Source organism: Thermoactinomyces mirandus (genome assembly GCF_013868055.1).
Taxonomy (GTDB): Bacteria; Bacillota; Bacilli; order Thermoactinomycetales; family Thermoactinomycetaceae; genus Thermoactinomyces; species Thermoactinomyces mirandus.
The window spans coordinates 51886-74348 of record NZ_JACEOL010000030.1 but is presented as its reverse complement, the minus strand read 5'-3'; the positions used below and the strand labels follow the sequence as shown (position 1 = coordinate 74348).

20 protein-coding genes, 1 pseudogene and 4 CRISPR repeat arrays (1 of these 25 running past the window's edge) are annotated in these 22463 nt (G+C 45.0%); of the genes and pseudogenes, 4 read left to right on the top strand and 17 right to left on the bottom strand.

The features are described 5' to 3' along the window. Nucleotides 1-174: direct repeats of the CRISPR family, unit length 30 nt; unit sequence GTTTCAATTCCTCATAGGTACGATCTAAAC; it reaches 1063 nt to the left of the window's first position. Between the two features lie 197 nt (nucleotides 175-371). The 9 genes from cas2 to H2C83_RS09175 all read right to left on the bottom strand — a co-directional run bounded on the left by cas2 (nucleotide 372) and on the right by H2C83_RS09175 (nucleotide 11916). Then, nucleotides 372-635: a CRISPR-associated endonuclease Cas2 gene (gene cas2 / locus H2C83_RS09215; RefSeq protein WP_181739993.1), complete on the bottom strand. Its 264-nt coding sequence runs from the start codon at nucleotides 633-635 to the stop codon at nucleotides 372-374. 42 nt (nucleotides 636-677) lie between these two features. Beyond that, nucleotides 678-1685 carry a type I-B CRISPR-associated endonuclease Cas1b gene (gene cas1b, locus H2C83_RS09210; protein ID WP_181739991.1) on the bottom strand — a complete coding sequence of 336 codons (1008 nt, stop codon included), beginning with the start codon at nucleotides 1683-1685 and terminating at the stop codon, nucleotides 678-680. A 1-nt stretch (nucleotide 1686) separates the two neighbouring features. Beyond that, nucleotides 1687-2187: a CRISPR-associated protein Cas4 gene (cas4, locus tag H2C83_RS09205; protein ID WP_181739989.1), complete on the bottom strand. Its 501-nt coding sequence runs from the start codon at nucleotides 2185-2187 to the stop codon at nucleotides 1687-1689. Nucleotides 2188-2212: 25 nt separating this feature from the next. Continuing rightward, the gene (gene cas3 / locus H2C83_RS09200; RefSeq protein WP_181739987.1) at nucleotides 2213-4729 is read right to left on the bottom strand and encodes a CRISPR-associated helicase Cas3'; all 2517 of its coding nucleotides are present in this window, start codon (nucleotides 4727-4729) and stop codon (nucleotides 2213-2215) included. Nucleotides 4730-4733: 4 nt separating this feature from the next. Further along, nucleotides 4734-5483, bottom strand: a complete 750-nt coding sequence (cas5, locus tag H2C83_RS09195) for a CRISPR-associated protein Cas5 (protein ID WP_181739985.1) — start codon at nucleotides 5481-5483, stop codon at nucleotides 4734-4736. Further along, the gene (locus H2C83_RS09190; RefSeq protein WP_181739983.1) at nucleotides 5480-6547 is read right to left on the bottom strand and encodes a CRISPR-associated protein; all 1068 of its coding nucleotides are present in this window, start codon (nucleotides 6545-6547) and stop codon (nucleotides 5480-5482) included. Before H2C83_RS09190 ends, cas5 begins: the two co-directional genes overlap by 4 nt. Before the next feature lie 79 nt (nucleotides 6548-6626). Next, nucleotides 6627-8612, bottom strand: coding sequence for a TM1802 family CRISPR-associated protein (locus H2C83_RS09185; protein WP_181739981.1), 1986 nt, complete (start codon nucleotides 8610-8612; stop codon nucleotides 6627-6629). A gap of 5 nt (nucleotides 8613-8617) precedes the next feature. Further along, complete coding sequence (gene cas6, locus H2C83_RS09180; protein WP_181739979.1) at nucleotides 8618-9358, bottom strand: CRISPR-associated endoribonuclease Cas6; 741 nt, start codon at nucleotides 9356-9358, stop codon at nucleotides 8618-8620. A 274-nt stretch (nucleotides 9359-9632) separates the two neighbouring features. Then, nucleotides 9633-9994: direct repeats of the CRISPR family, unit length 30 nt; unit sequence GTTTCAATTCCTCATAGGTACGATCCAAAC. 593 nt (nucleotides 9995-10587) lie between these two features. Beyond that, nucleotides 10588-11916, bottom strand: coding sequence for a helix-turn-helix domain-containing protein (locus H2C83_RS09175; RefSeq protein WP_181739977.1), 1329 nt, complete (start codon nucleotides 11914-11916; stop codon nucleotides 10588-10590). A 213-nt stretch (nucleotides 11917-12129) separates the two neighbouring features. Between H2C83_RS09175 and H2C83_RS09170 the strand changes: the two genes are divergently transcribed. Together H2C83_RS09170 and H2C83_RS18680 are read left to right on the top strand one after the other, a co-directional pair. Further along, nucleotides 12130-12423: a hypothetical protein gene (locus tag H2C83_RS09170; protein ID WP_181739974.1), complete on the top strand. Its 294-nt coding sequence runs from the start codon at nucleotides 12130-12132 to the stop codon at nucleotides 12421-12423. A gap of 329 nt (nucleotides 12424-12752) precedes the next feature. Next, a pseudogene (locus tag H2C83_RS18680) lies at nucleotides 12753-13408 on the top strand (YetF domain-containing protein); the annotation flags it as partial. 49 nt (nucleotides 13409-13457) lie between these two features. Further along, a CRISPR array of direct repeats spans nucleotides 13458-14088; the repeat unit is 30 nt; unit sequence GTTTCAATTCCTCATAGGTACGATCCAAAC. 191 nt (nucleotides 14089-14279) lie between these two features. On the opposite strand, the gene H2C83_RS09155 reads toward H2C83_RS18680, so the two are convergent. The 3 genes from H2C83_RS09155 to H2C83_RS09145 all read right to left on the bottom strand — a co-directional run bounded on the left by H2C83_RS09155 (nucleotide 14280) and on the right by H2C83_RS09145 (nucleotide 16477). Further along, nucleotides 14280-14474, bottom strand: a complete 195-nt coding sequence (locus H2C83_RS09155; RefSeq protein ID WP_181739970.1) for a hypothetical protein — start codon at nucleotides 14472-14474, stop codon at nucleotides 14280-14282. Between the two features lie 122 nt (nucleotides 14475-14596). Next, a CRISPR array of direct repeats spans nucleotides 14597-15223; the repeat unit is 30 nt; unit sequence GTTTCAATTCCTTACAGGTACGATCCAAAC. 195 nt (nucleotides 15224-15418) lie between these two features. Continuing rightward, nucleotides 15419-16195, bottom strand: coding sequence for a CRISPR-associated endoribonuclease Cas6 (gene cas6, locus H2C83_RS09150; protein WP_312853893.1), 777 nt, complete (start codon nucleotides 16193-16195; stop codon nucleotides 15419-15421). Between the two features lie 78 nt (nucleotides 16196-16273). Further along, nucleotides 16274-16477: a hypothetical protein gene (locus H2C83_RS09145; protein ID WP_181739968.1), complete on the bottom strand. Its 204-nt coding sequence runs from the start codon at nucleotides 16475-16477 to the stop codon at nucleotides 16274-16276. Between the two features lie 815 nt (nucleotides 16478-17292). On the opposite strand from H2C83_RS09145, the gene H2C83_RS09140 reads away from it, so the two are divergent. Together H2C83_RS09140 and ilvA are read left to right on the top strand one after the other, a co-directional pair. After that, complete coding sequence (locus H2C83_RS09140) at nucleotides 17293-17562, top strand: hypothetical protein (protein WP_181739966.1); 270 nt, start codon at nucleotides 17293-17295, stop codon at nucleotides 17560-17562. 334 nt (nucleotides 17563-17896) lie between these two features. After that, nucleotides 17897-19171, top strand: a complete 1275-nt coding sequence (ilvA, locus tag H2C83_RS09135; protein ID WP_181739964.1) for a threonine ammonia-lyase IlvA — start codon at nucleotides 17897-17899, stop codon at nucleotides 19169-19171. A gap of 64 nt (nucleotides 19172-19235) precedes the next feature. On the opposite strand, the gene H2C83_RS09130 is transcribed toward ilvA, so the two are convergent. The 5 genes from H2C83_RS09130 to rplS all read right to left on the bottom strand — a co-directional run bounded on the left by H2C83_RS09130 (nucleotide 19236) and on the right by rplS (nucleotide 22373). Beyond that, nucleotides 19236-19601, bottom strand: coding sequence for a YraN family protein (locus H2C83_RS09130; RefSeq protein ID WP_181739962.1), 366 nt, complete (start codon nucleotides 19599-19601; stop codon nucleotides 19236-19238). Then, nucleotides 19598-20407 (bottom strand): ribonuclease HII, encoded by an 810-nt coding sequence (gene rnhB / locus H2C83_RS09125; RefSeq protein ID WP_181739960.1) that lies wholly within the window; start codon nucleotides 20405-20407, stop codon nucleotides 19598-19600. Before rnhB ends, H2C83_RS09130 begins: the two co-directional genes overlap by 4 nt. Then, nucleotides 20382-21281: a ribosome biogenesis GTPase YlqF gene (ylqF, locus tag H2C83_RS09120; RefSeq protein WP_181740172.1), complete on the bottom strand. Its 900-nt coding sequence runs from the start codon at nucleotides 21279-21281 to the stop codon at nucleotides 20382-20384. The genes rnhB and ylqF overlap by 26 nt, the downstream gene beginning before the upstream one ends. A gap of 99 nt (nucleotides 21282-21380) precedes the next feature. Further along, nucleotides 21381-21935, bottom strand: a complete 555-nt coding sequence (lepB, locus tag H2C83_RS09115; protein ID WP_181739958.1) for a signal peptidase I — start codon at nucleotides 21933-21935, stop codon at nucleotides 21381-21383. Between the two features lie 87 nt (nucleotides 21936-22022). Next, entirely contained in the window at nucleotides 22023-22373 is a 351-nt protein-coding gene (rplS, locus tag H2C83_RS09110; protein WP_181740170.1) for a 50S ribosomal protein L19, read from the bottom strand. Between the last annotated feature and the right edge of the window lie 90 nt (nucleotides 22374-22463).

Sequence of the window (22463 nt, the reverse complement as noted above, 5' to 3'; positions counted from 1 at the left end):
CAGGTGATGAGTTTCAATTCCTCATAGGTACGATCTAAACAATGTTAGCCAAGCTTCACTCGCTGTTTCACGCACATGTTTCAATTCCTCATAGGTACGATCTAAACGACGGCACTACTCAATGGAATGCGCTCATCGACGATCGTTTCAATTCCTCATAGGTACGATCTAAACCCCAAAAAGTATCGCTATTAAGCCATTCTACAAATTGTCCAATTTTCCTCTTTACAGATTTATTTTTGCTCTAAAAAATGAAAAAGCCAGCTATTAAGCTGGTTTTCAGAGATTTTATCAGAATATTCAGTGTCGTCGATCCCCCGGGTTTACTCCTCTACTGGGGGTCGACGACAACTCATTTTCCAAACATCCTGCTACAATATATTTTCGTCTCCACCCTTTTTCAATCCGATCTCCTCCCGCCTGGAATATTTGTTTGAGCGAAAGGTGTATAAAATAACAGAGTCTTCCTCAGGATTCATCAACATCTCCAATTCGCTTTTCAACTTTATATAGTTAGCGTTGGAGATTTCACCTTCCAATACGGAATTCTGTACCCAGTGCAAATATTTACGGCTTATTTTCAGCGCCTTGTTTACCCGCTTTTGTGCAAAATCATACACAAGTATCACAAACAATCCATTTTCACCCGCCTTATTGTAAGCCGGATATCAACCGGTTTACCACATGGATTGATAGGGTTCATACTCTTTTTCTTCCAGGATGTGTTTCTGGATCTTGTAAATTTCAAGACGGATCATCCTCCGATAGGAAACAGACCTGCCCAGGTGACGATGGTTAACCGTGGTTTTCAAGCGTTTATCCATTTCGGATACAAATATTCTTCGTCCCGATTCAGACAAAAGAATCCCGTTTAAATGTTTGTCAAAGTCCTTTTTCTGGATCATTTTTTTATTTAATAATGAAAAGATCAACCGATCCACTACGATTGGCTTGAATATTTCCGCCACATCCAGATTTAAAGAAAAACGCCTGAAGTTGGTTGTATGCAGAAAGCCGATGCGGGGATCGAGATAAGTCTTGTAAATCTCGCTCAAAACGGTTGTATAGCAGATCATGTTTCCAAAGCTGATCAGTGCGTTCAGCCGATTTAACGGCGGGCGCCGGGAACGCTTTTCAAACAGAAAGTCGGGATTGTTAATGATTGCATCAAAAGCACTGTAATAGAGCTCCCGGACATGCCCTTCCACCGCCATGATTTCCTCCACCTTCCCATTTTCGGGAAGGCGTTTGGCCTCCGTTTCCAATTGCCGGACAATTTCATTGATTTTTTCTTTCCCATTATTCAACCTGGAATGATAATATTTCAATACCCTTATCATTTGGCTGATCGATCCCTGAACAAACTTGCAGGCCAGGGCCGATCTTTTCTCTTCATCGATGTAATGTTCGGTTTGCTTGACAATCACATGGCCGGCATTCAGATGTTCACGCGGATAAAATGTTCCGACATAGTAACCGTGATGATTAAAATAATGCAGGCAAATTTCCTTTTGTGACGCAAACTCCAGAAAGCGTTTGGACACATCAACTTCACCAAAAATATAAATGTCATTGGTGTCCTCCACCGGAATGAATTTGCGCTGTCCTTCGGAGGTTTCAAAGAACAGGCTGTTGTCTTTGCGACGCAACTGGCCAGACTTGAAAATATATAATGTTTTTTTCATATTACCCCTCCGCCCAGCAGTATTCCCGGTATGCACACTTACGGCAATATTTGATTTTTTCCGGTTTGGGAGGAACAGGCTGAAGCGCAATGCGGCGAATGTCTGCAATGGACCGGTCAAGCTTCTGTTTGGCTTCCGGAGTCCATTCGATGATTTCCCTGTGCTTTTCTTCAGGAAAAAGCAGTTCCCCCCTTGCTTCTATACCCATTTTTCGCAATACATCCAAATAATAGAGCAGTTGATAGCGGGAACTTTCCATGAATCGGGAAGATTTTTTCACCTCTCCAATTACAAGTGTCCCATCTTCTCTTCGAATCCGGTCAACCTTGATGTTTCCGATCAATAATTCCCGTTTGCTTTTCTTATAAGTGATTTCGTTAATAAAGCGCCCGAGATCAAGATATTCATCATCCTGGTCAGCGGCAATCTGGTGGGATATCAACCACAATTCCCGCCGGCAGATAAAATAATACCAGACATGCGTTCCGGTCACTTCTATCATGTTCTCCACCTTCCTGCTTGTGCCGCTACCAGATCCGCGCTTCTTCTGTCCCGCCATAACCTGTCTCGATATCATAAAAGTCACTTAACTGATCCAGCGGAACCCAGTAAAAAGAGCTTTCTACGCCTCCCCGTTCGGAGAAAGACAGAGGCCTTGTTTTCTGCAATCTCTGGTATCGTACCTGAACCATGTATTCACCCATCCTGCCCAAAATCAGGCGGATTAACGCCTTCCGCCGAAACGGGGACAAAGATTCAGGTGAAACCTTTTCGCCCGTAACTTCCTCCAACAATTCATGATTGATTCCAGCAGCACTTGAACGGATCATTTCGTAGGCGTCTGCAAGCTTTTCGGCATCGTCGTCCAATTCGACAAATACGTCCACTGCCTGCTGATCTTCAGGGATCAGTTGGAATTGTTGCACCTTGCTGAAATCCAGTTTCATGATTCCTTCTTCCCATATATCGATCGATTCCTGAGACAGACAGTTAGCCATCTGGCGATAATAGGTATCGATAATTTGCAAATAATCCGGTTCGGCAATTTCGCCATACTGTTGCAGCAGTCTTTTGGTGCAATCCATATGATGCAACTGGTAGATCCATTGATGATCCTTTTCCAGATGGACGATATACACGGGACACGCCTCGGTCTCTCCGTCTGCCCTTTTCAGATTGCCGTTGCGGTTCACCCGTCCTGCCGTCTGCACAATCGATTCCAGCGGGGCCAAATCCCTGTAACCTACCTCAAAATCCAGATCGACTCCCGCTTCGATTGTTTGTGTCGAAACCAGAATGACGGTTTCTCCGCTTTCCAGGGCTGCTTTCACTTCATTGATAACCCGCTTTCTCTCTTTAGGAACCAGATTTGTAGAAAGATGACAGACAAACGCCTCTCCACCCAACCTGTCTTTCATCATGGAATAGATATCGATGCAACGCTGAATCGTGTTGACCACAACCACCGCCGATCTTCCGGCCCAGGTCTGTTCGAAAAAATCGATAAAAGTATCCGTATCCAATACTTGCCGGAAGGATGGAACCAGTTTGGTCCGGGCCTGAAACCTGTAATAATCTGCATAATCAGGTAGCAGGGATAAAGATTTGACGTCAAGGCCGTTTACAGCACCGTTTGCGGATTCAGAAGCGCATTGTTCAAGCAACTTTTGCCCCATTTCCAACAGATAGGGCTGGGTTGCCGACATCAATATAAAGCGGGTTCCGAAATACTGTGACAGTTTCATCAACGCTGCCCCCACCAGAGGCATATATTTCTCGGGAATGGATTGGACCTCATCCAAAATAACAATACTTCCGGCCAATTTGTTTATCTTGATCAATCGGGCATTATTCCCCGTAAACAAGGACTGAAAGAACTGGACGAACGTGGTCAGAATGACATCGCCTTCCCACGATTCCACCTCCAGCATGGCCTTTTCAATCGGAATCTCCTGTTTCCCGCTCCTGTCTTTCCCCAGACGTTTATCTGCCAAACGGTGGTGGATATTTAAGAGACCCTCGTCTTTCAATACCTCGGCGTAATCTTTTTTGGTCTGCTCAATAATATTGATAAATGGAATCGCTGTAATAATTTTGGGGTTATAGGCATAGATGCTCTCCAACCGTTCACTGAGCCGGAAAGCCGCCTGCATGGAAGTCAGGGTTTTCCCGATCCCGGTCGGCGCTGTAAGGGTAAAGATGCGTATGTTCCTGATCTCCCGATCACTCAAGTTGTCAATCCGATGCAATACTGTCTGGCGCACCTGTTCTCTTTTTTGATTCATGTTTGAATGTTGGCCTTTGCTTTTCAAATCAATATAACCGGATACAAGCTCAGAGCGTAAAGCCGACCGGTTTCTTCGCCTCAAGTCTGCAGCACTCGATTTATCCTTGTCTACGAGCTGGGAAAAACAATAGATCATAAAAAAATACCAACGCTCATGAGCGTAATTCATCCGGATTCTTCTCATACTCCGGGTGAATTTTTTATTTTCAAGGAGGTTCGGCAAATCCAGCAAAAGCTGTTCTGTCTCCTTTTCTGAAAGGTGAACCGCGTCGGACAATACCTCCTTTCTTTCCAGCAGACTGTTCGCCTGGGCATTACATTCCCTTTTCATTCGCGGCAAGTCTTCCCGGCGGAACAGCCCCTCTGTCGTCAAGCTGCCGTGATGCCTGCGAACCATTACATAAAACAGAAAACAGAGAACCTCACTGGTTTTTCTGTCGATGCCAAGAGCAGCAGTCCTCTCTTTCAGGTAACCATAGAGTGCCAGCGCTGAAATGTGCGCGTGATTTTGAAAGCTGGAATACTGGCCTTCAAGCAGATATTTCTGGAAAAAATCAGTGTATTTCCCCAGGTCATGAAACCGGGCCTGCCATTGCAGCAATGTTTTTACCTGCCAGCAATCAATCCCGTCAAAATCCAGGGAAGGCGGCACACTGTCCCGTGCCGCCTCTGCCACTTCCCGCAAATGTTGTTCCAGCTTCTTCCCTTTTCCCGTGACTTGATCATAATGGGAATAATATGCTTTTGGGTCAGACATCCAATTAATCCTCCATCCACGTAATAAATCGTTCATCGGACAAACGGACAGCGGTTTTCACTTTTGCGTTGACCGGTGCTGCGGATGCGTTGATCAGAAAGTTGCCCTTGCCGGCGATGGTGCGGTCAGGGTGAAAATGGATCGGCATGTCTTCTTTTTGCAAGCGGAGCCGATGCCTGGATTCAGAAAGATGTAAACTTATCACGTTTGAAACGGGAAGAATGGAAAAAAAATCGGCTTGTGCCTCTGCCACCTCTTCCCCTTCCACGATCCTGGCGCTTTCTGCCCATCCCAGATGTTGCGCCGTCCCCAGCGCAGCAGACACACCTTGCGTCAGATAGCCGTATTTCTGCTCCAACCGGGTGTGCAAAGTATTGATCAAGTCATTGTTCTGATGGCAGATCCAGACTTCGTAATCCAGAAAACCGGTGCGAATATTGGCTGGTATGATTAATTCCGTGGGCGTTTGGCTATGGTGCTGCCGGGAACCGTTTAAATCATTGCTGCTTTTGATCATAAGCAAATTTAACGTTTGCACCAGTTTCTTCTGCGGACTGCAAACTCCCACTGCAACCCGGCACCCTTCAGGGTCAAAATCTCCATAATAACTGTCTCTCTCAAACCCCAAGAGCCCGGCGATCAAGCCGATCAGAGTCGTTCGCGGCGGAACGGAATAGGACAGGGCGGAAGAGTTGGAATAATACCTCCTAAAATGTGCCATTTTTCCCCGGATGTGAAAATTTAGTATCTTCATCGGTCAATCCTGGCAGGTTCCACCGGTGCCCACAAATCGACCACTTGATCGATATCGATATGAAGGATGTCATGCATTTTCAAGACGGGATGAAACCATGCGATGATCCGGTCAATATAACCGGCTTCTTTCATATATTTGACCGCTTCCACCAGGTCATCGTCGTGAAGTGTCAAATCAGCCAGAGAGCGGATTGGTTTCTTATCATCAAATTCCACTTTCACAAAACGGCGCAAATCTCCCAGGAAACCGTCAAAAGAAGGAGCATATTGAATTTCCAGGTAAAACAAGGGAGTTTGTCCCTGCTTGCTGTCAGTCTGGTTCATCAACATACCTTGTACCAAAGCTGCACGGAATAATTCCTGATCCCGTTCCGTCATTCTTGTCAATTTCGCACTAAGTTTATTGATCGTTCCTGAATGCATGAACAATCCATAATGGAGTTTGTATTTTTTCCCGAAAGTAGAGTTGTCATCATTCATAATCGAAGTAATTGTATTGGATTTCACCAGATCGACCGGGTGCATACTGTATCCCCATGTAATCTGGACCGGACCGGTAAATGTACGGGATACACCATCTACCGCCATGGCGCTTCCAAACAAACGGATATCAATCAGCTCTTTCTGGATCAATGCGGTCGTAAACAAATTGTTGAAATGACCAAATTGTTTCTTGTCCTTTCTGAAAACCTTGTCATTGTAGATTTCCGGATAGGAGCTTTTTTTGCTCTGCCTGGATAACAGGTCCCAGCCTTCTTTCAGTTCGGGATATTCATCAAACAGCTCCTGCATCCTGTTATCGTCCTCCAGCCATTGATCGCGGTAATATTCGAGCATTTTTTCCATCGGCACTTTCTGTTCATTTAATGTATCTACAAAGATCGGCATCCCTTTTGCTTTGAAAAATTCACGGCAATCCCTTTTGCGCCGGGCATCACTGACCAAAGCCGTTTTGGTCTCGTAATCCATGCGCGGTTTGTTTTCCTGATCAGGATCACCGTTCGGATTTGTCATGGATGCTTCAAAAGCGAACAGAAAATCGCAGTTTCTTTGGATTGTCATGAAATTCGCTCCTTTATGATGTACTTATGTCTTATAACTGGTATGCCCAAATACTGTGATAACCGTTTCTACAAACCCTTTAGGCCAGGTCACCCGTTTCTGTAGCTTTCCTGTCTTTCGCCTTTGCCGGGAAAAAGGCATAACCGGCCATGATATAAAACACATGTTCCTGATCGGTCAATGCTTCCGCTTCCTTCAGCATGCCATAGTAACGATGAAAGAGACTGATATACTGCTCATTTTCCATTGTCATTCTGTCATATTGATTCAATTTTTCCAGAATCTCCTGGTAAAGCCGGATCACTTCCCGCTGGTTCATCCCCTGAAACGATATTTTGTTCAGGATCGGTTTGCTCCTGTGATTTTTTTCATATTGTGCGCGGGCAACACTTCTCAGCAACATTCCGACATAAAACAGGGCACGTTCCATACTTCCAAAGGATTGCTCTTCCAGAAATGCTTCCGCTTCCTGAACCTTGCCTGTCATTCCCGATACATCCACTGACACCACTCCCCGTTTATCAAAAATGTTCCGGTCCAGAAGTCCAAGCTCCTGACATGTTTGAAGCAGACAGAGATATCTCATGATCAGTTGTCTGAAATAAAAATCTTCCTGATCGGGAGCAAAAGATTCCCAACCGAGATTGGCAAATTGTCTTCCCTGTTTCTTTCGTATTTCCCTGAAGCCTTTCTCCAGCGCTTCGGACGCATATCCGAACAGCACATCGGCTTCAATGGCTGTTTTGGTAAACAAGGCATGGTAGATGGAAAGCACCCGCTGAATATCCAGTTGATCACCGGTTTTACTGGTTCGGACAGGAATCATGCGGTAGATCGATCCCAGCGACATCGACAGCAGATACGGATACAGCCGGTTTGCCTGTTTTCCCAGCATATCCACAACCTGGACGATCTGCATTGTCGGAACGTCTTCAATTGTCCTCAACACCGTAACCGAATTTCCATCTGTCCGGTAAATCAGGAAATGGACGACATAGCTTTCGGCATTCCTGAAGTCTTCCATTGCCGTTTCCAGCTCTTCATCAAAGTCCTGCGCCAATCCTTTCTCAAAGAACAGATCTGTTCCATGCTTCAGTACTGCCAAACGGTTATAATGGAAATCATCCAGAATTCCTTCCGGCAAAATAAAAGCCCTTTCCCCGGCAATCCGGGAAAAAAAGCTTTCTTTCACCTTTTTTTCTCCAAACAGCAGATCCTGAAAACATGAACTGCAAATGGCATAACTGTCGTCATAGTATTTTTTGTCAATATTTTTGGCATAGTTGAATGTTGTGGTTACAAAAATTTTATTGATTCCTGAACCGCTGAAACGGGTGGTCAACCCGCTGGAAACGTCCGTTCTCTTTTCATGGCACACATAGCAATATTTCTCGGAATTTTTTCTGCCCGTTCCCTCAAGGTTCTGTTCCTTTTTGACAACTGTCAGGTAATCCGGGTGCTGTGACAGAATCATCATTTCCTGATGATGAACCACCCTGGGAACCACCAGGGCAAATCTGGTATCTCTGTTTTCCCACTCCAATACATGGCGAAGAAAGTCTTCCGCTTTTTTAGCCATCCCGTCGATGACAATATGGTTCTTATCGTCCAGTACGGCTTTGGGAATTCCTTTGATCAAATCCAGGTTGACAGTTCCTGCCCCTTTTTTGCTGCCCAGCTGAATGAACCGGAGTTCTTTCATTTCTACAAGCAATCTGCCCAGTTCCTCGTCATGCAACCCGTGCTTTTTCAGAACCAGATACAAATCGCTGAACGCCGATTTCAGCAAATAATGCGAGGAGGAACCTTCACGGGTGACATAGTACTGCATGCCTGCCCTGGAGTTATTGCCGAAATAGTTGTATTGGTATGGCGCCTTATCTGAATATGGCACTGGATCTTCAAAACGTATTTCCTGCTGGTCGAGATCCAGAGTCATAAACAGGATCATCTTTTGATCCGCCTCGATATTAACCGGCTTTACCAGCATCGCCAGTTCACTGGAATCACCGATCTCTTTTCTGGCCGTCTTACCGATTTGTGCCGTCAACTGTGGTAAATTCACAAACATCACCTCCTGAGTTCCGGCATTCCAAATCCGCTCGAATTTCTTCCTCCCAGGCCCGCGGCACAGGCAAATGTGAGGGCTTTCGGATCTCCCTCCAGCTGGTACAATCCGTTCCATGCTTCGATAATGAAGCCTTTAAAGCGGGTGACAACCTTGTCCCGTTGGCTTACGCGAACCGGCGTGATCCGGATATTTCCCCTGATGGGTTCCCCGTAATAAGCAAAATATTTTTTGGCAAGGTTTTCATTGATCAGGTGGGCAAAGGCCGGATCATGCGGCGAGAAATACTGCGTGGTTTTATGGCCGTCGCCGGATACAAACGTGCTATGTACCGTAATGGGCGACAGCATCCGGATCGTACACACGGGCTGATCCACGGTAACCGTGTCGTAGTGAAGCTCATCAATCATGAAAGGCTGTCCGTTCAGATGGAAAGAATCCTTCATGAGCAGACTCTGACCAAATTCTTGGATGAATTTCGGCAAACAGGAACTGACCTGCCAGTTCAATTCCTCTTCAAAGCGGATCACTCTCCGCCTGGGATTCACCTTTGCCTGCCCCATCAACCGGCTGAACGTAAACAGTTTAAACTTCCGTTTCCCATACAGATAACCATGGTCATGAAGAAAATGAGAATACGTCTTGTCCGGAATCTGGTTATAAATAAAACCTTGCAGCACTTCCTGGTAATTGAGCGGCAAAACCAATGGAGATTCAAGCCGAATATGAATATTTAAGCGCATCGCAAAATCCTTTCTGTGATTTCAGACTGGATTTATTTTCCTGTTCAGTATAGTTGATCAACTTTAAGGAGTCAATCAATTTATTGAATGTAATGTTACAATTTTTCAAATTAAACTTTCATTTTTTATTCAGGTTTACAAAGAACATCCAATTCATATAAATATTACACTGACCTGCGTATGCACAAATTCCTGAATTGATGGGGTCATTCCAACCCTTCACAGATACATTCCAAACGAAAGCATCTGCATGACAACGAAAACTCACAGGATGATTTCAATTCCTCATAGGTACGATCCAAACCTTCCGCCAATTTCGAATGGTACGCGGTATCGTAAAGTTTCAATTCCTCATAGGTACGATCCAAACTTAAGGATACCGCCTAACCGTTTAATTTGTTCTTTGTTTCAATTCCTCATAGGTACGATCCAAACAACACAAGAAGGGAAAGCATTTCAAATAGAAGTGAAGCGGTTTCAATTCCTCATAGGTACGATCCAAACTCATCCCGACCCGTGTCATACTCCACAAAGAAGGTGGTTTCAATTCCTCATAGGTACGATCCAAACTCAGTTTGTTGATATTTTTTGATTACAGTGCTATAAGTTTCAATTCCTCATAGGTACGATCCAAACCCCAAAAAGTGCCGCTATTAAGCCATTCTATAAATTATCCAAAATTCCTCTTTACTTGCCTGTTTTTTGCCTCAAAAACAAAGAATCCAATAACTATGCCAACTTCCAAAATAACTATCAGAATATTCCGTGTCGTCGATCCCCGGGGTTTACTCCTCTACTCCTGGTCGACGACAATTTGCGGTTCCAGGATCAATCCTTATGGTAAAAAGAGCCTGCCAATCATTTGCTTTGCCGGCAGGCTCATGGAACCCAGCTTTCCCCGCTGCATTTCGTTCCGGTTTATGTATTCGCGTCCCTTTCACAAAGTTATATTGCCAAAATTGACTCAGGAACGCTTGGAAGCTTCCGTTTACGCTAACCAGACTGGGCAATACTTCGCTTTTCTGTTTTCATCACTCTTGTGGAGAATCGCTAACGAAGAGTTTGGTCACTGCCAATTCCTCCTGCAATGTTTGATTTCACACCAATTGCAGTATTCAAACAGATCCGGTTTCCACCACTGTAATTTATACCTGATTTCCATTGTTTTTGTTCATCCATTATTCTTGTGGAGGGTCGCTAATAAAATATTTAACCATTACCTAAACCTCCTATAATATCCGATCTTGGAGCAATTGTAACTCGACCTCGAACAGGCTTTCAAGACTGCTTACAAACTCAGCTTCATCCAGCTGTTTCCAGCATTTGCTCAATTCCAGCAATGCCATTTTACGCTGTTTGGTAAACCCATGTTTGATGGCCAGTTCATTGGCTTTCTGGTAGGTGCGTACCGCTTCCGGATACTTCTGTCTCAGTTGGTACCAGTCACCGAGCACAATCAGCGCATTCGTATATTTTTGCGCATCATTGGTCTTTTCGCCCAGTCGGACCGCTTCCTGCAGGGCGGCATAAGCTTCTTCCCATTTTTCTTTTTTGATATTCAACAATCCCAGTTGCGTATAGCTATTGACAAACAGATACTCATTGCCGATTTTCTTCTTTAAACTGAGGGCCGTTTTTACGCAGTTCTCCGCTTCTTCCAGTTCATTCAGCTGCAAATAAATGCTGCCCAGCGTTGTCCACAGTTCAAACGACCGTTCATACACCAGATTGACTCTGGCCCATTCAATTCCCTCCAGAGCGATTCCAATCGCTTCCTTAAATCTTTTTTGCTTTTTTAGAATATTTGATTTTATGTCATAAATATTAAGCAAAACATAAATGCTTTTGATGGCATCATAATCTGCCCACATCTCATCCAGCGTTTGCAAAGACTCATCCAACCGATCCAGCTTTTCCAGATAAATAGCTTTGCCGAGCCTCAGGGAATGGATGATATGCTTTTTGCCGCCGCCCGGAACAAACGAATTGATTCCCTGTTCAGTATAACTGAGGGCATTTTGAAATTGATTTTTGTAATAAAAAACCCGGCTCAAGTCATAATAACAGACGGCTTTCAGATTGGTTTTGGCCAGACTGGGATAACGGTCAACCAGGCGGAGGGTATCGGAGAAATATGCTTGTGACTTCTGCAGTCTTTTTTTAATCAAATAATATCGGCCCAGCAGATACAGCTTGTGGACATGATAGACCGATGATTCAGGAATCGACAGTGATTGCAGCCTTTCCAGCCCTTCTTCCATATCACCCAGATCAATCGAATTCTGGATGGAGGTCAGGATCAGGTCAAATCGCTCGTTCTTTTGGGAAGTCTGCTTCAGCACTTTTGCATATTCATCCAGATCAACTCCCAGCTTATGGGCATAATAATAAATCTTGTCGGCATTGACAATGGGAAGGCCTCTTTCAATATTACTCAGTGTGGACGTTGACACCTTTTCATCCGCCAAATCTTCCAGAATTTTATGCTGCTCTCTTCTCTTCTTCTTTAATACCTCACCAATTACTACCAGGTCAAGCTGATGGATTCCTTTTCCCATATAAACCTCCTATCTGTGTCCAAAAACAATATTGGATATATGTAAAATACTCAATTATTGATTAATAAATAACGCAAAATCCCGGAAAAAGCAAGACAAAAATAAAAATTAGAAATACTTTTAAAATTATTTTAAAAAGGTTAAAATATACACACAACCAATTATTTACTCCAGGCATTGTTTTTTCAAAAATTGATGGGAGGTAAGATGTGTATGTTCAAAATATATGCATCGGGAGATTCTGATCAGTTGAATATTTTTTTGGATGAATTAAAATCCAATCCAAGATACAACGTCGCTTTGGAAACAAAACAGTATTATGACGCGGAACACAAAAGAGGAAAAGTGGTGTTAAGCGTGAAGATCCAACCCATCAAACCCGTCACTGTCTCTCTGCGCGCCAAAAACGGAGAGAAAATCAATATTGACTTTTTAAACAGCACAGTCATCGAATTGGACAAAGGGGTGTATGTGATCAGCGGCAAAACGGTTGATATTTTCTCCTGATATTCTGATTATTTAATAAAATTTATTTTAAATTTGCCAACGTTGTTTGGATACGGGAATTTGAAAGATTAATGTTCGTCGGTTTCAGTTCCGCTGTAACAACTTCTTCTTGTTATTTGGGGATATTTTCAGATTTGCGGGCAGATTTTTTTGAGGTTTTACATACACGGGTGCATCCTCCTTTTTGCATAAAAAAGGAGGATTTTTGTTTAATAAACCAAGTCCTGCCGATCTTTTCATGAACAATGCCGGAAAGTTTGTATCCGGGAAAGCAAAAGCAAACAGGAGGAACGGCCGTGGATGAGTTTTTGGTAATTGATTTTTGGGAAATGAAGCTAAGGACATTCATCACTTTTCTTGTATTGCTGGTTTTGGCAAGAATCCTGGAAAAAAAGCAACTGAGTCACCTGACTTTCTTTAACTATATTGCAGGAATCACCATCGGTTCGATTGCCGCAGATATTGCGGGGGAGAGCAAAACGCCGTTTTTCAACGGACTTGTCAGTTTGATCTGGTGGGTGATTCTCACCATATTTGTGGGGTATATTGGGCTTAAATCAAACAAAGCCCGGATTCTGCCGGATGGTCAACCGACAATTGTCATAAAAAAGACAAAATTTCGAAAGAAACTCTTAAAGCCGTCCGCCTGAATATTGACGATTTAAGCATGATGCTCAGGGAGCAGCAAGTATTCAGTGTTCAGGATGTGCATTATGCCATCCTGGAACCAAATGGAAAATTGAGGGTGCTCAAAAAAGAGCCCCAACAAACCGTTACAAAGCAAGACCTGAATGTTCCTGTCCCGCCTTTTATTTATTTTCCTTCGGAAATCATTTCAGACGGGAAAATCGTAAAGAAGAATTTAAAGGAACTGAATTTGTATGAAGCGTGGGTTCGTGAGGAGTTAAGAAAAAATGGAATTCAGTCTATAGAAGAAGTATTTTATGCGGAAATTCAAAAGGACGGCTCTCTTTTTATTAATAAGCACGATCTAAACTCTCCTGGGATGCAAGAGCAACGCGTGGGTAACGGTGTTTTCAATTCCTTATAGGTACGATCTAAACTATAGAACAGTTCCCGTCCCGGTTCCTCTACAATTGCGTGTTTCAATTCCTCATAGGTACGATCCAAACTAGGAGGTGTAGCGAGTGCCTGACGAAACAGGGATTGGTTTCAATTCCTCATAGGTACGATCCAAACGTGCCAGCTTCTATGTCTGTTTTGCTTGGAACTCGGTTTCAATTCCTCATAGGTACGATCCAAACGCACTGAGCATATCGAATGGCGCGGTTGGCATCTTGCGTTTCAATTCCTCATAGGTACGATCCAAACTGAATTGCAGGACATGATCATCATGTCAATTCAGGGGTTTCAATTCCTCATAGGTACGATCCAAACTTTCGCTACAGCTCCCATCCTGTATCCCTCCGTGGTAGTTTCAATTCCTCATAGGTACGATCCAAACTCAAAGCGATCCAAGCGGCTTCCCAGTGGTTTCAAGAATGTTTCAATTCCTCATAGGTACGATCCAAACTTCGAACCGCCGTAAACAACGTGATCAGTTGTTTAGGTTTCAATTCCTCATAGGTACGATCCAAACCATCGACGGAAACTTTCAAAGAAAAGACGGAACGAGTTTCAATTCCTCATAGGTACGATCCAAACCCCAAAAAGTGCCGCTATTAAGCCATTCGACAATTTGCCCAAAATTCCTCTTTACTTGGCTGTTTTTTGCTTCCTAAACAAAGAATCCGGTAAATATGCCAACTTTCAAAATAACTATCAGAATATTCCGTGTCGTCGATCCCCGGGGTTTACTCCTCTACTCCTGGTCGACGACAATTTACTTCCACCATTCATCCTTGATCTTTCAGATTTGGTGTTTCTGTTTGCGATTGGGGTGCCTGTTCAAATTGGTCAAAGTCTTTTTGTACGTCCGGAACTTCAAAACTGCCGCCGTCCGGGTTGGCATAACCTGTTCCACTGCCGAAAAGGCCGCATCCCCCCACGGCGATCAGGAGGACAACGATCCATCGAATTGGGGTTTTCATCCAAACGAAACCTCCAGCCAAACTTTCCGGTTTGGGTCTCTATTTTCTCTTCTCAGAGAAAAAAGTGTCAATACGCTATGTGGGCACCTGTACTTCTCCTTTAAAATTCCTAACGGTTTTTTCGCCAAGATTCCTCATAGGTACGATCCAAACAGTTTGAACCCTATACGATCAAAGACTTTACCAAATGTTTCAATTCCTTACAGGTACGATCCAAACGATGAGCTGGGGTATGATGCGGAATGGCAAGTGCTGTTTCAATTCCTTACAGGTACGATCCAAACAATATCAAGGTTGAGCCTCACCCGATCACCACTTTCCGAGTTTCAATTCCTTACAGGTACGATCCAAACGTTTTGGACGTGCTCCGGCAATGCAAGACTTTCATCGTTTCAATTCCTTACAGGTACGATCCAAACCCGAGAGATGGGCACAAATATTGTGCTAAATGTCTGTTTCAATTCCTTACAGGTACGATCCAAACCGATGGCGCCACGTTTGGCGGACCTGGAGGATACCAGTTTCAATTCCTTACAGGTACGATCCAAACCGGAATTCATCGCGGAATTTGCGGGAGGAGATAAAGTTTCAATTCCTTACAGGTACGATCCAAACTATCCGGCCAGAGAATATTTCTTCCGGCCGATGGATAGTTTCAATTCCTTACAGGTACGATCCAAACGGTCTAAAAATGGACGTGATGCTCATTACCGAGTTGTGTTTCAATTCCTTACAGGTACGATCCAAACCCCAAAAAGTGTTGCTATTAAGCCATTCTATAAACGATTCCATTTTCCTCTTAACTAACTTATTTTTGAACTAAAAAATAAAAAATCCAATAATGATGCGCTTTTTCAAAGCATTTGTAAGAATATTCAGTGTCGTCGATCCCCGGGGTTTACTTCTCTACTGGAGGTCGACGACAGTTTGTTTTCAACACCCGGCTATAAAGTATGTTGGTTCCCACCTTTTCCAGTTCGCTCTCCTATTTTAATACTTGCCTCAATTGTACAACAATGGGGTCTTCCTGGAGTAACTTCTCTCTTCAATTCTCTTTTCAGCATGAGATGGCTGAGGCCGATATCTGAAAGGTGTCTTCCATTATGCAAGTTTAAAACGGGTACAAATTTTCGCGGCATGCGCTTTGTCCCGGCAGAAACTGTTATCCTCTGCGGCAAGCCGAACCCGCTGGAATTTCTCCTGCCCAGGCCCACTGCACAGGCAAATGTGAGCGCTTTCGGATCTCCCTCAAGTAAATACAGCCCATTCCACGCTTCGATCATCAAACCTTTAAAGCGGATAAACACTCTGTCCCGGCAACTTACATGAAGCGGTGTGATCCGGATTTTTCCGGGGATGGGTTTTCCGTAACAGGCGAAATATTTTCGGGAGAGGTTTTGATTGATCAGGTGGACAAATGCCGGGTCGCAGGGTGAGAAATAGTGCGTGGTTTTATGGCCGGTATCGGATACAAACGTGTTATGTACGGTAATGGGTGATAACATCTGGACGACACACGCCGGTTGGTTTACCGTAACCGTTTCATAGTGAATCCTGTTGATTTTGAATGGTTGCCCGTTGAGATAGTAAAAATCTTTCATTAGCAGGCTTTGACCAAATTCCTTTACAAATCCCGGCAAACAGGAGCTGATTTGCCACCTCAGCTGTCTTTCAAAACGGATTTTTTCTGTCTGAGGCTTATCTTCCCCCTCCCCAGCAATCGGCTGAATGTAAACAGTTTAAACTTTTGTCTTCTGTACTGGTAGCCGGATTCATGAAAACAGTAGGTAAACAGCTTGTCAGGAATGGTCATAAATAAAACTTTGCAGCACTTCCTGATAATTAAGCGGCAAAACCAATGGCGAACCAGGCTGAATATAAATCGTTAAGCGCATTGCAAATCCTTTCTGTATCCCCAAAATGATTTTATTCACAAATTCAGTATAGTGAACCAAATCTAACGAATCAATAAACTTACTCTGAATGATATTACAATTTTCCAAAAAAATAATTTTATATCTTTGAATTGGCAAAAGGTATGCCCCAGGCACCGTCCAGGGCACTTGACATTTTTATAATGAAATTTCGGGAACTGTCCTTGCAGGTACCAACGATTGTCAAGGGAATGAGTACGATAGCCCAGGTTACAATTTCTCCCAGGTACGATACAATCCCCAGACAAGTGCAGCTATTAAGCCATTCTATAAATCGTTCTATATTCTCATTAACGACTTGATTTTTTGCCTGTGAAACAGAAAATCCAGCTATGGCAAAAAGTTGTATCAGAATATTCGGTGTCACTGATTCTCCGGGGGCTACCAGAGGTGACGATATTGTTATCCGGCATGCAGTCAAACACCGGAACACCGGAGCACTTTAACTGTTTCCTTTTAAAGTAAACCTCTCTGACTTGGCTTCGACCAGATCAGCGAAGTACATACAAGAGATCGACGGATTGTCTGGATTGAGCATCAGGGAAAGCGTTTACATAAAACATCCAATATAGCAGCCTTCATCTGTTTCGGATATCCAGTTAATAACGCACTAATCGTCGGAACCGATGATAACCCGCTTTTCTTCCAATAAACGAGACAATTCAGTTTCTTTCAAATTCCCATTAAGCGAAATTACCTCCTCTAATTATGTTAACGACCATTTATCAACCATCCCCAACAGTTGAATTGGCATACGTTTCACAAATTCATCCGAAGCCCTTTTCTATTTTACTGGACTTCCATACAAACAGGCACTTCCGGTTTTTCATAGATTAATAGTGGATCTTGAAAAGATCCTACCAAAAGGCGGGAGGAGACAATATATGAAAGATCACAAAGTAAAGCGGGTCGTACTGGATCCGCATCGAAGGAAAAGAAAAGTGGTCTGTTTAAGACGGGGGGAATCGGTGCTGGTCAAATGTTGCCCTCATGCAAAACACAAGAAAACCTGTTTTCTGGACCCGGGTGAAGCAGTAAAAGTCCGTTGTGGCCGAAGCAAGGCTATTGTTATCTGCGGACACCGGATCAAACGCTGGAATCGTCTGCATCTGAAACCGGGTGAAGCTGTCCTGATTCGCTGTCGGCACTGTTAAAGACAGCATTTGACAATTTCTTTCCAGGTATTTGCCTGAGAAGCATTTTTAGAGCAGGGACTTCGAAGAAGCCTAAGCAGGCGAAACGCTTTGGGGTTGACCGGATTCCCGGCCATTTCCCTGAAGAAACGAAAACAGAACCAGAATCCCCTCAGGAAATCCGCTTTTTTCGTTTGTGCGCCAGATTATTGGCGCTTTTTTATTTTTCCGGGACAGATGTCGTTTTTTAATTTTGATGATTCTTTATTAATGTTTTGCAATCAATATTCCCAAAATTTCAAGGACTGTGCTAAAATAATTTATTAAATACCAAAAAGCCAAAGGATGAGTTGAGATGAGCAAAGTGTTGGATGAAGTTCACGCTGAACAAATTAAAGTAGAGGATATTCTCATTGCCAGCCAGAGATTGAAAAAAGTGTGTGTGCACACACCACTTGAACATAACCGCCTTCTGTCTGACAAATATGAATGTGACATTCATTTAAAACGGGAAGATTTGCAAATCGTTCGTTCATTCAAGATTCGGGGCGCCTATAACACAATTTGCTGCCTTTCCGAAGAAGAGAGAAGGCGGGGCATTGTCTGTGCAAGTGCGGGAAACCATGCGCAAGGGGTCGCCTATTCCTGCCATCATCTCGGCATTCCCGGGAAAATTTTCATGCCGACCACGACACCGCGGCAAAAAATCAACCAGGTCAAGCATTATGGCGGGGAGTTTGTGGAAGTGATCCTGACGGGCGATACGTTTGATGATTCGTTTCATCAGGCAATGGCCTATGTCGAGGAACATCAAATGTCCTTTATCCATCCGTTTGATGATTACCGGACGATCGTCGGTCAGGGTACGATCGGGATCGAAATTCTCAATGACCTGAAACAGCCCCCGGATTATGTATTTGTAACGATTGGCGGCGGCGGGCTGATTTCCGGCGTCAGCTCCTATATCAAAAGCGTATACCCGCAAACCAGGGTGATCGGTGTTGAACCGGCCGGTGCCCAAAGCATGAAGGAGTCGCTGAAAACCGGCCAGATAGTGAATTTGGAACAGATTGACCCGTTTGTGGATGGGGCGGCTGTCAAACGGGTAGGGGATCTGACCTTTAAAATCTGCCAGGAACATGTGGATGAAGTGATTGCGGTGCCGGAAGGGAAAGTATGTACCACCATTTTAAACCTGTATAACCAGAACGCCATCGTTGTCGAACCAGCCGGAGCGCTGGCAGTCTCTGCGCTTGACTTTTACCGGGAACAGATCAGGAGGAAAAATGTAGTCTGCATCATCAGCGGCGGCAACAATGATATCGACCGTATGCAGGAAATGAAAGAACGTTCCCTGATTTATGAAGGACTCAAACACTATTTCATCATCAATTTCCCGCAACGGGCCGGAGCGCTGCGCGAGTTTCTTGACGATGTGCTTGGCGAAAACGATGATATCACCCGGTTTGAGTATACGAAGAAGAACAACAAGGAGAACGGACCCGCTCTGGTCGGAATCGAACTGAAATACCGGGAAGATTATCCTTCCCTGATCGAACGGATGAACAGGAAAGGCTTTCCCTATATTGAAATCAATAACGATCCCCATCTTTTCCATTTGCTGATATGATCCCTTTTTCCGGGACAAAACCACCACGATCCCCGTCATCAAGGAAGTGGTGGTTTTTATGTATTCAAAACGCTCCTTCAATATGCTGCACTTCTGTCCGCATTCCCTGCCTGTCCCATAGAACGGAGATGACATCAAAGCGAAATGATCCATAATACACAGGATTTTCCCGTAAATACTGCAATGCCAACTGTCTTAATTTCTCCTGTTTCCGGTAACCGACAGATTCCAGGCCATACCCGAATTTGCCGCTTTGCGTCGTCCTTACTTCAACAAACACCAATTGCTGGCCTTTCAGGGCAATGATATCCAGTTCACCCTGGCGAGTTGTCCAGTTTTGGTCAATGATCTGATAGCCGTTTTCCTGCAGGTACCGTGCGGCCAGTTCCTCTCCCTGGCGGCCCACCCGTTTTCTCATGTCACCGCTCATGTTTTCTCCCCCAATAAAGAAAGCTGCTCTCCCTGCTCCTCCAGTGCGGAACGGACAGGAGCAAAACTGCGCCGGTGGACCGGTGACGGACCGTATTCGTAGAGTGCCTTGAGATGCTCGGAAGTGCCATATCCCATATTCCGCTCAAACCCGTAAACGGGATACTTTTTTGCGATTTCAGCCATCCACTCGTCCCGGGTGGTTTTGGCAATCACCGATGCGGCCGCGATGGAGTGGCTAAGGGAATCTCCCTTGATAATCCCCTGTTGGGGAACAGACAGATTGGGAATGGTCACGGCATCCACCAGCACGATTTCCGGAGCAGGATCCAGCTGGCTGACCGCAATCCGCATTGCCTGAAAGGTTGCCTGCAGAATATTGCAGCGGTCGATCTCACTGGCATCCACCATCCCGATCCCGATAGCAATTGCTTCGGCCTCGATACGATCCCTCAACCGCTGGCGTTCTTCTGCCGTCAACTGCTTGGAATCGTTCAATCCTTCCGCCTGGAACTGTTCGGGCAACATGACTGCGGCTGCGACCACAGGACCGGCCAGAGGCCCCCTGCCCGCCTCATCGATCCCGGCGATCAGCGACAGACCCCGCTGGCGAAATTGCTTTTCATAATGCCACATCTTTTCCAACCGCGCCTGCTCTTTCTGGTGGCGATTCTGCTCTCTCATATACCGGGCGGCCAATTTGCGTACACCGACTCTGGGATCGTCTTGCAACCGGGCCAGTTCCTCTTCTGTCAGCCGCTCCTTAGCCTCCAGCCATCTCTTAATTTCCGCGATCGTCTCCTTCATCCTTCATCTCCTCTTCTTCTCTCCAATCTTCAGGAAATTCCAGGGAAATTCTTCCCAAAAGGCCTGATCTCAATTCATGGATGACGAGATCAGCCGTTTTATCGTAATCGATGGTTCCGCCGCGCAACAGGCAGCCCCGCCTTTTCCCGATCGCTTCCATAAGCGAAATTCCGTCCAGATCCCCGATTTGTTCCAGTTTGTACCGCTTCGCCAAGGCTTCCGGATACCGTTCTTTTAAATAATTCAATATGTACAAAGCCACCTCATCCGTCGGCAAAATCTCTTCCTTGATGGCCCCGCTTGCCGCCAGGCGCAACCCTGTGGCCGGATCGTCAAATTTGGGCCACAAGATCCCCGGAGTATCCAGCAACTCCATGTTTTTGCCGACACGAATCCATTGTTGCGCTTTCGTCACTCCGGGCCGGTCTCCTGTGACCGTTTTTGATCTTCTGGCCAGCCGGTTGATCAGGGATGACTTTCCCACATTGGGAATTCCCAGCACCAGAGCACGAAACTTGCGGGACTTGATCCCCTTTTTTTCTCGCTTTGCAAACAGGGGAGCCAACAATGTTTCACAAGCGGGCAGGATCTGGTTTACCCCTTTGCCGGTCTGGGCGTCTACCGGCAGGACCGCGACTCCCTGTGCCTGAAAATAGCTGATCCAGTCCTGGTTTACCCGGCCATCGGCCAAATCGCATTTCGTCAGCAGGATGATTCGCGATTTTCCCTGGATGATTTCATCCATCATGGGATTTCTGCTCGACAGCGGCAACCTTGCATCCAAAAGTTCAAACACGATATCTGCCAGTTTCAGCTTCTCTTCCACTTGCCTGCGCGCTTTTGCCATATGCCCCGGAAACCACTGAATGGCCATCTGTATCACCTTCTTCAACTCTTTTGCCAGTAAGGGGGAATTTTTCCAGTTTTCCTCAAAAGAAGAAGGAGCCATGATCTACTCCTTCACTTTTAACAATTACAATTCTTTCAAATCAGTTAATGGCCAGTAAATAAATTCGGCCCGCCCAACCAGGTCGGAAACGGAAATGGAACCGATGGCCCGGCTGTCCGTACTGTTCAGCCGATTGTCTCCCAACACGAAAACCTTGCCTTGCGGCACCTTTATTTCATCAAAGTCCATGGTGCGGACATGATCGGCGATATAGGACTCCTCGACGATCTTGCCATTGATCAGGATCTTGTTGTTTTTTGCTTCCACCGTTTCACCGGGCAATCCGATCACCCGTTTGATAAAATCCTTGTCTTCACTCGCATGAAAGACAACAATTTCTCCCCGCCTGGGTTCCCTGAATTTATAGACCAGTTTGTTGACCAGTACCAAGTCTCCGGTAACCATCGTTTCCTGCATGGATGGACCGGATACCGTAAATGGCTCAAATACAAACAAACGAATAACAACCGCCAAAATCACTGCAACCGAAAACGCCTGAAACCATTCCAAAGTTCTGCTCACTTTTGATTCCATTCTCTCCTGTCTGATTCTTTCTGTACGAGGGATGTATGAGTTCATCGGCTTTTCCCCCCACTCGGCCTGATAGCAACGGGATGTGAGAAAAAGGGCTTGAGAAAACACTCCAAGCCCTTTTTCCTAAGCTTATTATTTTTGATGAATTTCTTTAATCCGGGCAGCTTTACCACGCAGTTTGCGCAAGTAATACAGTTTGGCACGGCGTACTTTACCACGGCGAATCACTTCGATTTTTTCAATACGCGGTGAATGCAGCGGGAAAGTACGTTCCACACCAACGCCATAGGAAATCTTGCGGACGGTAAATGTTTCGGAAATACCGCCGCCACGACGCTGGATCACAACACCTTCAAAAACCTGAATCCGCTCGCGTTGTCCCTCTTTAACACGCACATGGACGCGAAGCGTATCCCCCGCACGAAATTGGGGAATGTCCTTGCGAAGTTGATCTTCCGTCAATTCACGAATAATCGGACGCATATCCATCCAACCTCCTTTCTCGATTCACTGCTCAATACCCGTTTTCCTGAATAGAACGGAGTTATTTTACCATAAGTACATGATCGAATA